General features: G+C 28.5%; 16 protein-coding genes. 14 read left to right on the top strand and 2 right to left on the bottom strand.

Annotated features, from left to right (window positions below; genetic code table 11):
* Positions 1–56: 56 nt before the first annotated feature.
* Both A9758_RS07010 and gshAB read left to right on the top strand, forming a co-directional pair.
* Positions 57–449 carry a transcriptional regulator gene (locus A9758_RS07010; RefSeq protein WP_048059705.1) on the top strand — a complete coding sequence of 131 codons (393 nt, stop codon included), beginning with the start codon at positions 57–59 and terminating at the stop codon, positions 447–449.
* A 181-nt stretch (positions 450–630) separates the two neighbouring features.
* On the top strand, positions 631–2034 hold the full coding sequence (gene gshAB / locus A9758_RS07005) for a bifunctional glutamate--cysteine ligase GshA/glutathione synthetase GshB (RefSeq protein ID WP_011406127.1): 1404 nt from the start codon (positions 631–633) through the stop codon (positions 2032–2034).
* Positions 2035–2115: 81 nt separating this feature from the next.
* On the opposite strand, the gene A9758_RS07000 is transcribed toward gshAB, so the two are convergent.
* Together A9758_RS07000 and A9758_RS06995 are read right to left on the bottom strand one after the other, a co-directional pair.
* The gene (locus tag A9758_RS07000) at positions 2116–2598 is read right to left on the bottom strand and encodes a flavin reductase family protein (protein ID WP_011406128.1); all 483 of its coding nucleotides are present in this window, start codon (positions 2596–2598) and stop codon (positions 2116–2118) included.
* Between the two features lie 16 nt (positions 2599–2614).
* On the bottom strand, positions 2615–3097 hold the full coding sequence (locus tag A9758_RS06995) for a flavin reductase family protein (protein ID WP_011406129.1): 483 nt from the start codon (positions 3095–3097) through the stop codon (positions 2615–2617).
* 251 nt (positions 3098–3348) lie between these two features.
* Between A9758_RS06995 and rfbF the strand changes: the two genes are divergently transcribed.
* The 12 genes from rfbF to A9758_RS06935 form a co-directional block, all read left to right on the top strand.
* Positions 3349–4125 (top strand): glucose-1-phosphate cytidylyltransferase, encoded by a 777-nt coding sequence (gene rfbF / locus A9758_RS06990; protein WP_011406130.1) that lies wholly within the window; start codon positions 3349–3351, stop codon positions 4123–4125.
* A 19-nt stretch (positions 4126–4144) separates the two neighbouring features.
* On the top strand, positions 4145–5212 hold the full coding sequence (gene rfbG, locus A9758_RS06985) for a CDP-glucose 4,6-dehydratase (RefSeq protein ID WP_011406131.1): 1068 nt from the start codon (positions 4145–4147) through the stop codon (positions 5210–5212).
* The gene (rfbH, locus tag A9758_RS06980) at positions 5181–6533 is read left to right on the top strand and encodes a lipopolysaccharide biosynthesis protein RfbH (protein ID WP_011406132.1); all 1353 of its coding nucleotides are present in this window, start codon (positions 5181–5183) and stop codon (positions 6531–6533) included. Before rfbG ends, rfbH begins: the two co-directional genes overlap by 32 nt.
* 26 nt (positions 6534–6559) lie before the next feature.
* Positions 6560–7342, top strand: coding sequence for an aldolase/citrate lyase family protein (locus A9758_RS06975; protein ID WP_048059706.1), 783 nt, complete (start codon positions 6560–6562; stop codon positions 7340–7342).
* 10 nt (positions 7343–7352) lie between these two features.
* Positions 7353–8375, top strand: coding sequence for a sugar kinase (locus A9758_RS06970; RefSeq protein ID WP_011406134.1), 1023 nt, complete (start codon positions 7353–7355; stop codon positions 8373–8375).
* Positions 8376–8410: 35 nt separating this feature from the next.
* Positions 8411–10222, top strand: a complete 1812-nt coding sequence (locus tag A9758_RS06965) for a thiamine pyrophosphate-binding protein (RefSeq protein ID WP_011406135.1) — start codon at positions 8411–8413, stop codon at positions 10220–10222.
* A 27-nt stretch (positions 10223–10249) separates the two neighbouring features.
* Positions 10250–11149, top strand: coding sequence for an NAD(P)-dependent oxidoreductase (locus tag A9758_RS06960; RefSeq protein WP_048059707.1), 900 nt, complete (start codon positions 10250–10252; stop codon positions 11147–11149).
* A gap of 21 nt (positions 11150–11170) precedes the next feature.
* Complete coding sequence (locus A9758_RS06955) at positions 11171–12238, top strand: glycosyltransferase family 2 protein (protein ID WP_011406137.1); 1068 nt, start codon at positions 11171–11173, stop codon at positions 12236–12238.
* Positions 12239–12317: 79 nt separating this feature from the next.
* Complete coding sequence (rfbC, locus tag A9758_RS06950) at positions 12318–12875, top strand: dTDP-4-dehydrorhamnose 3,5-epimerase (RefSeq protein WP_011406138.1); 558 nt, start codon at positions 12318–12320, stop codon at positions 12873–12875.
* 69 nt (positions 12876–12944) lie between these two features.
* Positions 12945–13517 (top strand): flavodoxin family protein, encoded by a 573-nt coding sequence (locus A9758_RS06945; protein WP_011406139.1) that lies wholly within the window; start codon positions 12945–12947, stop codon positions 13515–13517.
* 121 nt (positions 13518–13638) lie between these two features.
* Positions 13639–14346, top strand: coding sequence for a glycosyltransferase family 2 protein (locus A9758_RS06940; protein WP_011406140.1), 708 nt, complete (start codon positions 13639–13641; stop codon positions 14344–14346).
* Positions 14347–14361: 15 nt separating this feature from the next.
* Positions 14362–14645 (top strand): DUF2304 domain-containing protein (locus tag A9758_RS06935; protein ID WP_069776349.1); only part of this gene is annotated, 284 nt, incomplete at its 3' end.

The raw sequence follows: 14645 nt of genomic DNA, 5'->3' as shown, positions 1-14645 counted from the left end.
ATAAATAAAATTATACTAAAATACTAACTTTAATTATATCTTTGGAGGTAAATAATATGAAACCACCATGTGAAATAGTAGTATGGTATGTAATACCATCAATACGTTCAAAACTTGCAAAAGAATTATTAAACCTTGGAATGAAACAAAAAGATATCTCAGAACTACTAGATATAACACAACCTGCAGTATCACAATATATTAGTGATAAAAGAGGGCATGAACTAGATTTTGATCCTGTTGTAGAACAATATATAAAAAATATGGCAAGAGACATAAAAAATGGGGAATTAGAACCAATAGATTTAATACCAAGATTCTGTCACATATGTAAAACAATAAAAACAAAGGAAATTCTCTGTCAAATACATAAAGAAAAGGTTAATATTCCACAATCATGTAGTGTGTGTATGGGAAGTGAATCATCAGATGGATGTGGATTCATATAGACATATACACTTTTTTTTCTATTTTTACTTGTAGAAAATATATTTCTACAATAATTTTTAAAATTTAATTGTTGTAAAATCATATTTTTAAAATTTTTTGATACATAACTTTTTATAATACTTTTAAAATATAACAATTGTTAAAAAATATTAATATAAATAATATACAAACATATAATACATGAAAAATTATTTTAATATAGAAGAGATAGAAAAAATACTTACTAACAATGAACTTCTATCAGGAAACTTTGGATTAGAAAAGGAAGGTCTTAGAGTAACAAAAGATGGAAATCTATCCTTAACACCACATCCAGAAGTCTTTGGAGATAAACTTAAAAATCCATATATAACAACAGATTTCTCAGAAAGTCAGATAGAAATAGTAACACCATCATTCAATACATTAAATGAAGTATATCAATTTCTGTCATTTATAAGTGATTTAGTAAACATAAATATTCCAGATAATGAATATATATGGAATCAATCACTACCCTGTATCATACCAGATGACTCTAAAATACCCATAGCCAAATATTCAAAAGAAGGTAAGGATGCATATGAATATAGAAAAAATCTATCAAAAAAATATGGAAGAAAACTACAGTTAATATCAGGAATTCATTATAACTTCTCATTTGATGAAAAAGTCATAGAAAAATTATATAAAAATATATCCCATGATCTTTCATATAAAAACTTTAAAAATCAGCTCTATCTTAAAATAGTAAGAAACTACCTTCGATATAAATGGCTAATAATATATCTAACAGGAACATCTATTGCATGTCATGAAACATTTATAGAAAAATGTTACAATCTAATGAATAAAAAAGATAACTATGATAGTTATTATGGTACTGAGGCTGTATCATATAGAAATGCATCATGTGGATATAAAAATAAAACACCCCTCTATCCTAGATACACATCAGTAGATGAGTTTATAAGAGATGTTAAAGATTTTATTAATAAAGGTTTATTATCTGAATCAAAGGAATTATACACCCAGATACGTTTAAAACCACATGATAGAAATAACTTTTTAAAATCATTAAAAGAGGATGGAATTCAATATATTGAAATAAGGACTATTGATATAAATCCATTTGATAAATGTGGAATATCTATGGAGGATATGGAATTTATACACATATTCCTACTGTACTTGTTACTTAAAGAAGAATCCACTTATGATAAATGGCAGGAAGAAAGTTTAATAAACGAGGAAAACACTGCAGAAAATGCATTTAATACTAATTTAAAACTATTAAATGATGGGTGTGAAGTATCACTAAAGAATTGGGCTTTTAATATAATTAATGAAATTAAACAAATAAACACTAGACTAGATTTAGGTAAGGATGAAATTATACATACTATGCAAGAGAGAATAGAAAATCCTAAAAAAACACATGCATATAAATTAAGAAATATTATTAAAAACAAGGGATATATTAACAGTCAACTATCAATTGCCAAAAACAATAAACAAACAAGTGAAGATATTTTTAACATGGAACATATTATGAAAAATGAGAAACTCCTCAAATATTATAATGATGCCATAGAAAAAGTGTAAACTTCCATCTTAAATTCCTCTTAGATTTAGATATAAAACTTAATAAAATAGGATATTAACTAAAAAGATGTAAAAAGGAGATTAAATTAAATCTATTTCATCCCATTTAACATCATTATCTTCTGTTAAGTATTCTTCATCACAATGAACCTTTTCTACTTTTCCAATAAATAATTCATGACTTCCAGGTTGTATTGAATCAACAACACTACATTCAATATTTACTGGACAATCTGTAAGTATTGGTGCATCAATTATATCTGCATCAGTTGTGTTAATGGATGCTAATTTATCTTCATCACGTCCAGATACAGTTCCAAGGTACATGTATTTCTCACTAAATTCCTTTGTAGGTATATTTACAACGAATTTTCCAGTATCCTTTACCATATCATATGAAAATCTTGAAGGTATAATTCCAATCATTACCATTACAGGATCGATACTTGCTACACTTGCAACTCCAACTGCTAATGCATTATCATGTCCATCTTTACGGCATGATACAATAGTGTTTGGCATGGGTTTTATTCTTGCTTTTGTTTTATCTGCTTCTTTTTTCATTTGATTATCTCCAATATTATAATAAATCTATTTTTTCCCAATTAACAGATTTCTCTTTTGTTAGATATTTATCATCACAATGAACCTTCTCAACCTTTCCAATGAATAAATCATGACTTCCAGGACTATACACATCTATAAGACTACATTCATAGTTTATAGGACAATCTGTAAGTATTGGTGCATTAATTACATCTGCATCAGTTGTATTGATTGATGTTAATTTATCTTCATCATATCCTGAAACACTTCCCAAGTAGTCAAATTCTCTTTTAAAGTCTTTTGTTGGTAGATTTACAACGAAGTTTTTAGTTTCTTTAATAATCTCATGTGAATATCTTGAAGGTCTTATTGCTACCATTATCATAAGAGGATCTGTTGCAATATTTGAAATAAATCCTATTGCCAATGCATTATCATGTCCATCTTTACTTCTACATGATATAATTGCATTAGGCATTGGTCTTATCCAATTTGAATCATCTACATCAATTTTCATCTATTCATCTCCAATTTTCTTTCTTTCAAATATTTATTTTGGGTTTTTTTTGAGTAGTTATTTAATGATTATAATTTAGATTATATTAAATTTATTGTATGTTTGATTGTAATTAATATCAATATATAGTGATACATATTTTTTTCATTAAAAAAAATAATTTCATAAAAATATGTGAATTAATAAGGCTAACTACATATTATTAAAAAATAATATATTATATATAATAAAAAAATAGGAGCATTAAATCTATGAAAGTGGTCATACTTGCTGGAGGCTTTGGAACTAGAATTTCTGAAGAATCCTATTTAAAACCTAAACCAATGATTGAAATAGGGGAAAAACCAATTTTATGGCATATAATGAAAATATATTCCTACTATGGATATAATGAATTTATAATATGTCTTGGATATAAATCCCACATGATTAAAGAATTTTTCGCAGATTACTATCTTCACACATCTGATGTAACATTTGACTTATCAAAAAATGAAATGGAAGTACATAACAATTATTCAGAACCATGGAAAGTTACTTTAGTAGATACAGGTCTTAACACTATGACTGGTGGACGTATTAAAAGAATTAAAGATTATTTGCCAGATGATGAACCATTCATGTTAACATATGGTGATGGGGTGTCTGATGTTAATTTAAATAAATTATACAATTTCCATAAGAAAAATAAAAAACTTGCAACAATAACAGCAGTGAATCTTGCAGGACGATTTGGTGTACTAAAAATAGATGAAACTGAAACAATAAATAAATTCTCAGAAAAAACAAAAGAAGATGGTGGATGGATTAATGGTGGATTCATGATACTTGAAAAAGAAGCTATTGATTATATTACAGATGATACAACAGTTTTTGAAAAGGATCCACTTGAAAACTTAGCAACAAATGGTCAGTTAATGGCATATAAGCATCATGGATTCTGGAAATGTATGGATACAAAAAGAGATCATGATGCTTTAGAAAAATTATGGCAAGAAGATAATGCACCATGGTATTTATGGAAATAAAGTATATAGTTGATAAATTATGGATAAATTCTTTAAAAATAAAAATATTTTACTAACAGGACATACAGGCTTTAAGGGTTCATGGTTAACAAGTATATTAGTTAAATATGGTGCTAATGTAACAGGATACTCATTAAATCCACCATCTAATCCTAATTTATACGAATTATTAGATTTAGATAATGATATAAATTCAGTTATAGGTGATATAAGGGATTTAAACATGTTAAAAACCATATTTTATGATACTAATCCTTCCATTGTAATTCATATGGCAGCACAACCAATTGTAAGAGAAAGCTATAAAAATCCATTATATACCTACCAAACAAATGTAATGGGTACTGTAAATATATGTGAATGTATTAGAGAATCAAATGTTAAATCATTTCTAAATGTAACAACAGATAAAGTATATGAAAATACTGGAAAAAATGAGGGATACTCAGAATATGAAAAACTTGATGGATATGATCCATATTCAAATAGTAAATCATGCTCTGAAATAATAACACATTCTTATAATAATTCATTCTTTAAAGAAAAAAACATCAATACTTCAACAGCAAGAGCAGGAAATGTTATTGGTGGTGGAGACTTTGCAAAGGATAGAATAGTACCAGACTGTGTAAGAGCATGTATTAATAATGAAGATATTATTATAAGAAATCCAAATTCAATTAGACCTTATCAACATGTTTTAGAACCATTGTACATGTACTTAACAATAATAAAAAAACAATATGAAAATAGTGAATATGCAGGTTACTACAATGTTGGACCAGATGATGAAGACTGTATTACAACAAAAACTTTAGTGGATATATTTTGTAGCCACTACAATAAAATCACAAACAACAACATAAAATGGATAAATAAGAGTGATAATGGTCCACATGAGGCAACCTTCTTAAAACTTAACAACCAGAAAATAAAGGATGTCTTTGGTTGGAGGCCAACATGGAATATTAAAGAAGCTATTGAAAAAACAGTTGAATGGACAAATGCCTATATTAACAATGAAGATATGAAAGAATACACCAGTAATCAAATAGATGAATATCAAAGGAGGAATCATTATATTTAAAAATAAGACAGAGAAAGAAGCAAGAGAAGAAATATTACAGTTAGTAAGGGAATATGCTGATAAATATCATAAACCTGTAGAGTATCATAGGGGAGATAAGATTTCATATGCTTCTAGAGTATATGACTGTGAAGAAATGGTGAATTTAGTGGATAGCTCCCTTGAATTCTGGTTAACATCAGGAAGATATACTGATTCTTTTGAAAAAAAATTAGCTAAATATCTTAATATCAAGTATTGTTCATTTGTAAATTCAGGATCATCTGCTAATTTACTAGCTTTTATGGCATTAACATCCCCCCTTCTTGAAGATAGACAAATACTTCCTGGAGATGAAGTAATAACAGTAGCAGCAGGATTTCCAACAACTGTTGCTCCAATAATACAGTATGGTGCAGTACCAGTATTTATTGATGTTACAATTCCACAGTATAATATAGATGTTAATCAACTAGAAGATGCCTCATCTGATAAAACAAAAGCTTTAATAATAGCCCATACTCTTGGTAATCCATTTAATCTAGAATACATAACTAAGTTTTGTAAAGAACATGATTTATGGTTAATAGAAGATAATTGTGATGCATTGGGAAGTAAATATGTAATTGATAATGAAGAAAAATTCACTGGAACAATAGGTGATATAGGTACAAGTAGTTTTTATCCACCACATCATATGACAACAGGGGAAGGTGGAGCAGTATATACTAATAATCCTCTACTTAACAGAATCATACGTTCACTACGTGATTGGGGTAGAGATTGTCAGTGTAGTTCTGGAGAAGATAATTTTTGTGGTAATAGATTTACACAAAAATATGGTAAATTACCTGTAGGCTATGATCATAAATATGTTTACTCCCATTTTGGATATAATTTAAAGGCAACAGATATGCAAGCAGCAGTAGGTTGTGCACAGATAGATAAATTCCCATCTTTTGTTGAAAAAAGAAAGAAAAACTTCAACAGAATAAAAGATGGACTACAGGGTCTTGAAGATAAATTAATACTACCTGAAGCAGAACCAAATAGTGATCCTTCATGGTTTGGTTTTTTAATTACAACAAAAGAAAATAATAGAAATAGAATAGTACAGTATTTAGAAGATAATAATATTCAAACAAGAATGTTATTTGCAGGAAATATTATTAAACATCCATGTTTTGATCAAATAAGAGATAGTAATAAGTACAGAGTAGTTGGAGACTTAGAAAATACTGATAAAATTATGAATAATACATTTTGGATAGGTGTATATCCTGGTATGACTAATGAAAAAATTGATTATATGATTGAAAAAATAAGAGAAGCTGTTGAATAATAAATTCATAAATTTAAGTGATTGTCATGAACACTACAGAAGAAAAAATGGTTGAAATACTAAAAATACTAAAAAAAGACTATGGTGTAATAGCAGTAAAATCAGAGTTTGAAACAGAAGGCTCTAGAAAAAATGAATTAACAAAATTACGTGATATTATTTCTAAAGCAGGACTCAAAATGTACATTAAAATTGGTGGATGTGAAGCTGTAAGAGATTTGGATGATTGTAAAATATTGGGTGCAGATGGTATAATGGCCCCAATGATTGAAACACCATTTGCAGCATCAAAATTTAGAAAAGCATTTAATAAAGTATTTCCATCTAAAGATGATGGAGTAATTGATAGAATAATAAATCTTGAAACAATAACAGCATATGAAAATATGGATAATATTTTTAGGGAAAATAGTGATTTTCTAGATACTGTTGTTATAGGAAGAAGTGATTTTTCAAGTTCATGTTCCATTCCAAAGAGTGAAATTAATGGTCAGAAAATGTTTGAATATTGTAAAACAATAATTGATAAATCAAATGATTATGGATTTAACTCAGCATTTGGTGGAACATTATCAGTAAATAGTATTGATTTTATAAAGAAATTAGAGGATTCAATTGATAGAATAGAAACAAGAAAAATAGTATTTGATATTGAAAAACTTGATGGTAATTATGCTAATGCAATAGATACAGCAATAACATTTGAATATCTTTATCTTAAAAATAAATTAAATTATTATCAATCAGTAGTAGATGAAGATAAGGCAAGATGTGACGAACTTAAAAATAGGGTAAATGTTGAATTATAGACGTGATTATATGAGTAAAGTTATTACCTTTGGAGAAATAATGTTAAGATTATCACCACCAGGATATAATAGATTTATACAAGCAAATAGTTTTGATATTAATTATGGTGGAAGTGAGGCAAATGTATCATTTTCTCTAGCAAATTATAATATTGAAACTGAATTTGTTACAAAACTTCCAGATAATGAAATGGGAAGAGCCACATTTAATAAGCTTAGACAATATGGTGTAGGTATAAACCATATAGTTTATGGTGGAAGACGTTTAGGTATTTATTATATGGAAAAAGGTGCAAGTCAGAGACCTTCAAAGGTAATTTATGATAGGGCTTTTTCTTCAATATCTGAGGCAGAATCTTGTGATTTTGATTGGGAAACCATATTTGAAGATGCTTCATGGTTTCATTTTTCAGGTATAACTCCTGCATTATCTGATAACTTGGCAGAAATTACATTAGAGGCATGTATTGTTGCAAAAAGTATGGGTATTACAATTAGTTGTGACTTAAATTATAGATCTAAATTATGGACACAAGAAAAAGCAAACAAAGTAATGACAAAACTCATTAAATATGTTGATGTTTGTATTGCAAATGAAGAAGATATAGAAAAGGTATTTGATATTAAAGCTTCTGATTCTGATGTGGATAGGGGAATATTAAATTATGAATCATATAAGGAAGTTGCAAGAGAGATTCATGAAAGATTTGGATGTAAATATATTGCATGTACTCTTAGAACATCCATATCAGCAAGTGATAATAAATGGACATCATTAATATACTATGGGAATAAATGTTATCAATCTAAGGAGTATTCTATTCATATAACAGATAGGGTTGGTGGAGGAGATAGTTTTGTTGCAGGACTTATATATGGATTTATGAAAAATATGAACATTGATAAAACTATGGAATTTGCAACAGCAGCAAGTTGTCTTAAACAAACAATAGAAGGGGACTTCAATTTAGTTACAGAGGAAGAAGTTAATTTACTTGCAAATGGTAATGCTTCTGGACGAGTTCAACGATAATACATAAAAATAATTTAATTCAAGGAGACAATATAATGAAAATAAGAGTAGCAGATTATATAGCAGAATTTTTAGCTGAAAACAACATAGATACATTATTTACAGTTGTAGGTGGAGGTGCAATGCATCTTAATGATGGATTTGGTCATAATGAAGATATTAAATGTATCTATAATCATCATGAACAAGCATGTGCAATAGCAGCAGAAGGTTATTATAGAATGTCAAATAAACTACCTGCTGTGTGTGTAACAACAGGACCTGGGGGAACAAATGCACTAACTGGAGTACTTGGAGCATATCTTGATTCAATACCAATGCTTGTAATATCAGGACAAGTAAAATATGAAATGACAGTAGATAGTACAGGGCTAGATCTTAGACAACTAGGGGATCAAGAATGGAATATTGTCTCAACAGTAGATTCAATGACAAAATATGCACATATGATAAAAAATCCTAATGAAATAAAATATGTTCTTCAAAAAGCATTATATCTTGCTACTTCTGGAAGACCAGGACCATGTTGGATAGATGTTCCATTAGATATTCAGGGAGCTATTATTGATACTGATGATTTAATAGAATTTAATGAAGATGAATTGGATATAGATTTAGGTGTTAAAGTAACAAAAGATACAATTGAAAATGTTATTTCCAAACTTAAATCTGCTAAAAGACCAGTTATTTATGCTGGTAGTGCTATTAGAACAAATAATGCACATGATGAATTTTTAAAACTTGTAAATAAATTACAAATACCTGTTGTAAATGCATGGAATGCTACAGATTCACTTGAATATGATAATAAATTAACAGTAGGTTGTGGTGGATCATTTGGAGATAGACCAGCAAACTTCGCTGTACAAAATAGTGATTTAATACTATCCTTAGGTTGTAGATTAAGTACTAGACAAGTTTCATTTGCATATGATAAATGGGCATATGATGCATATAAGATAATGGTGGAAATTGATAAGGCTGAAATAGAAAAACCAACAATTAATATAGATATGCCAATACAATCAGATATTGGTGATTTCCTAGAAATATTTAATAAGGTACTTGATGAAGAGTATATGGGCTATGAATTTAATTACAATCAATGGGTAGATAAATGTAATGAGTGGAAAAATAAGTATCCTGTATGTGATAAATTAAAATACCAACAAAAAAGTCCTATAAATGTATATGCATTTCTAGATACATTATCTTCAAATATGATGGAATATGAGAAGATCGTGGTTGCTAATGGTTCAGCATGTGCATGTATTCATGGATATAAACTTAAAAAAGGACAAAGATTGGTTGTAAATTCTGGTGTTGCTTCAATGGGATATGACCTGCCTGCTGCTTGTGGTGCATGTTTTGGTATTGGTAAAAAACGTCTTGTATGTGTAAGTGGAGATGGAAGTATTCAAATGAATCTCCAAGAATTACAAACAATAGTGCATCATAAACTACCTATTAAATTATTTGTAATAAATAACAATGGATATCAGTCAATAAGAATAACACAAAGATCATTCTTTGAAAGACCATTTGTTGGAATTGGTGGAGATAGTGGTGATGTAAGCTTCCCACAAATGAAAAAAATAGCTAATGCTTATTCTATTCCATATTATTCATGTAATGATATTAGTAAGTTAGATGAAACTGTTAATAAAACATTAAATCATGATGGATATGTGATGTGTGAAATATTTGTAGATACAAAACAGGAATTTGAACCAAAATCTGCATCTAAAAAGCTTCCAGATGGAAAGATGGTTTCAGCACCACTTGAAGATATGAAACCATTCCTACCAAGAGATGAACTTGAAGAAAATATGATTATTAAGAAGTAAGTATGTACTTAAATTGTTGTGGTATTTATGAGGTATATAATTACTGGTGCTACTGGTATGATTGCCATTAGTATTATGAATCTTTTAAAGGAAAATAATGAAATATATGCAATAGTAAGGCCTGGTTCTTCAAAAATCAAGAATATTCCCGTGGATTCTAATATTCATGTTATTGAATGTGATGTAAGTGATTTATGTAATGTATCTCTTCCAGATTCTGATGTATTATTTCATCTTGCATGGAAGGGGACTATTGATGGACGTGATGATTCATATACTCAGCTTGATAATGTTAAATATACATTAGATGCATGTAAACTTGCAAAAAAATCTAATTGTAGTGTATTTGTTGGTGCAGGTTCACAAGCAGAGTATGGATTAAAAGAAGAAGCATTAAATGGAAATATGTCAGTAGATCCAGTAACAGGGTATGGTGTATGTAAGTATACTGCAGGTAAATTAAGTAGAATATTTGCACAAAACATGGGACTACGGCATATTTGGGTTAGAATACTTAGTGTTTATGGTCCAGGAGATAATAAAAAAACACTCATATCTTCATGTATTGGTAGTATTCTTAATAATAAACCATTTGACACAACAGAAGGAAATCAAATGTGGGATTACATATATTCTGAGGACTGTGCAAGGGCATTTATTAAAGTAGCAACAAGTGGTGTTGATGGTAAAGTTTATACCATTGGTTCTGGAAAAATTAGGCCTTTAAGAGAGTATATTGAAATTATACGTGATAATATTAATCCGGATTTTAATGTTGGATTTGGAAGACGTGCTTATAATAAAAATCAGGTCATGTATCTTAAGGCAGATATTAGTGAACTTGTTATTGATACTGGATTTGTACCTCAAATAACATTTGAGGAAGGTATTAAAAGAACAATTAAATGGTTTAGAAGAAATAATTAATTACGTGTTTAGGTGAGTTCTATGATTGAAGAAAAGATGGAAATAATATTAATCACATATAATCGAAGTAAGTACTTGGATAATACTTTAAATCAATTTTTAAATAGTCCATTTAAGAATTGTAAATTCACAGTACTTGATAATTGTTCACCAGATAATACTCCAGAGATATGTGCTAAGTATGAAAAATTATTTCCAAATATGCATATAGTAAGACATTCAACTAATATTGGTGGTAATGCTAATATTCTTCGTGCTGTTGAAACTTCAGAGTCAAAATATACCTGGATTTTGGGTGATGATGATAACTATGATTTTTCAACTGTTGATGATGTGATAGATGCAGTAGTTTCTGATAAGTATGATTTTATTTATGTGACCTCATGTTTATTACCAACAAATAAGAAAAATCCCTCTGATAAATCATTGAATGATATTTTAGAAGAAGAAAATAATATAACTAGTACTAATAAGACTTCATCTAGAGAAATTCATGTTAGGGAATTAATTGATATTATGAAGGGTAAATATTTCATGGACATGGCATTTATTTCAGCATATATTTTTAGAACTGATAGTTATGATTCTAATACTCTTATTCAAGCATATGATAATGTTCCAAATTTCTTTCCACAATTTGCATTTATTTCAAAATCTGTGGATGAGAATTATTATGTTTATAAGTCAAAGAATGATATTATAATTCAGGGGGATAATCCTGATACTGATAGTGAGCATACATATACCTTTACTAAGTTTTATGATGGATGGTTAAATTCTGCACTAATGCTTAAGGATGATAATATACGACGTATCTGTTATCAAAATTTAGATAATCATTCTCTTACAACAAATTATTATATTATAGTGGTACTTGTTGCTATTATGGTTGATAAGGCAACAGGTCGTCCTAATATTAAAAATAATGTTTTATCATTAATTTCAGTTTTATATAAGTTAACAGGGTGGATTAAGGGATTTTTAATATCCATACTAATATTACTTGTATATGTAGTTCCAAGTGGTATTTATGCAAGATTATATAAGCCTGTTTATGAAAAACAACAGGAAAAACTAGGTAAAAATTAGTGTTTTTATATATTAGGGGTTTATTTAAAATAACTTGTTAAATAGAATTATATATTAATAATAAATGGAGATAATTATAATGGAAAAATTTAAATTTAATGAAACTTCAATTGATGGAGTGTATATTATTGAACCTACAGTTTTTGGAGATAATCGTGGATACTTCATGGAAACATATCAGAAGGAAGTATTTAGTAGGGCTGGAATATCTTCAGAATTTGTTCAAGATAATCAGTCTAAATCTAAAAAGGGTGTTCTTAGAGGATTACATTTTCAACGTACACAGCCTCAGGGAAAACTTGTTCGTGTTATAAAAGGGGAAGTTTTTGATGTTGCTGTTGATTTAAGAAGTAATTCAAGTACATATGGTAAGTGGGTTGGTGTTATTTTATCTAGTGAAAATAAGAAACAATTCTACATACCTGAGGGTTTTGCTCATGGATTTTTGGTTTTATCTGATGAAGCAGAGTTTACATATAAATGTACTGATTATTATAAGGCTGATGATGAAGATGGAATTAAGTGGGATGATGAAACTATTGGTATTAAGTGGCCTTTAGATGATGTTGATGAGATTATATTATCTGATAAGGATAAGTTATGGAAGTCTTTAGAAGAAACTAATGTTGATTTCTAATTTCTTCTATTTTTTTAGTAAACTTTTTTTTTTTATTTTGTTATTCAATGATTTTTTTTAGGTGATTATATGAAAGTTGTAGGAATTGTAGGTAGTCCAAGAAGTAATGGTAATACAGAATATCTTGTTAGAAATACATTAGATGAAATAAGTAAAAATGGAATTGAAGTAGAACTTATTACTTTATGTGATAAGAAAATTGATTATTGTACTGGATGTGACTATTGTAAGAAAAATAACAAGTGTCATATAGATGATGATATGGTTTTATTAACATCTAAAGTAAAAGAAGCCGATGGTATAATCATGAGTAGTCCAGTTTATTTTGGAGACATGACAGGACTTGCAAAATCATTTATTGACAGACTACGTCCACTACGAAATATACATGCATTTAAATATAAGGTGTGTGGAGCACTAAGTTGTGGAGGTTTCCGTAATGGAGGACAAGAAAGTACTATAGCATCAATTCATGACTTTTTTTTAATACAAGGTGCAATAATAGTAGGAGATGATAGACCTACAGCACATTATGGTTGTACAGGGGTGGGTGATACAAAAAAAGATACTGTTGGATACGATACTTCAATATATTTAGCACATAGGATGTGTGATGTTCTTAAAAAAATAAATAATAAATAATTAATATTTTCTAATATAATTTCAATTTTACTTTAAAATATAAAAATAATGTTTAATATATATAGTAACAGAATTTTAAAAATATTAAATTAATAAAAACACAACACAGGACACGAAGAAAATGAACAAAGAAGACATACCACCAATAACATCAAGTATATATATTGTTTTATCCTGTTACAATGAAGAAGAAACACTTGAAGAAGTAACAACAGAACTTGTTAAACGTGGATTTAAGGTTTTAATTATAGATGATGGATCAGTAGACAGTAGTCCAGAGATAGCAAAGAAATTAGTTGATAAATTCTCACCCATGGTATATCTCTACAGACATACTATTAATGTTGGATTAGGGGGAGCTATTAAAACTGGAATAAAAGCAGCCCTAAGTAAAAATGCTGATATAATAATTACATTTGATGCAGATGGACAACATAATCCAGATGACTTGTATAATATGTATCCACCTCTACAAGATGGAAGTGCAGATGTTGTTATAGCTTCAAGGGATTTTAATGACATGCCAAAGGGTAGACGTTTTGGAAATACTGTTATGAACTATATAACATATATATTTCAGGGAAAAATGGTTACTGATTCACAATCAGGTCTTAGAGCATTTACAAATGAAGCAGCACGTAAATTAAATCTAAAATCTCCACAATATGGTGTATCATCTGAAATTATTGGTGAAATAAAAAGACGTAATTTAAGATTAAAAGAAGTACCAATGACTACAATATATGATAAAAGAACAATAGAAAAGGGTACAAATACAATTGTAGGATTAAAAATTATATTAGAATTTCTTAATGAAACATTCAAATAATAGGGGAGATTTACAATGGAATTATATCAAATAATAATTATTGTAGTTAGTGTTGCTGTTATTTTATTGGTAAGTAAACGTTTTCGTAACGATACACTTAGTATAGGAACATATATTGAATGGTTGGTTATATGGATTTTAGTTATATTAGCAGCATTATTTCCACAGATAAGTATAAATTTAGCATCATTTGCTGGACTTGGAAGGGGATTAGATGCATTGTATATACTTTCTATAATAATTCTATTCTATCTTTTATTCAAATTATACAATAAAATAGAAGATCAGAAAAAGCGTAT

The sequence above is a fragment of the Methanosphaera sp. A6 genome (assembly GCF_001729395.1).
Taxonomy (GTDB): Archaea; Methanobacteriota; Methanobacteria; order Methanobacteriales; family Methanobacteriaceae; genus Methanosphaera; species Methanosphaera stadtmanae.
This window is presented reverse-complemented; position numbering and strand designations above follow the sequence as displayed.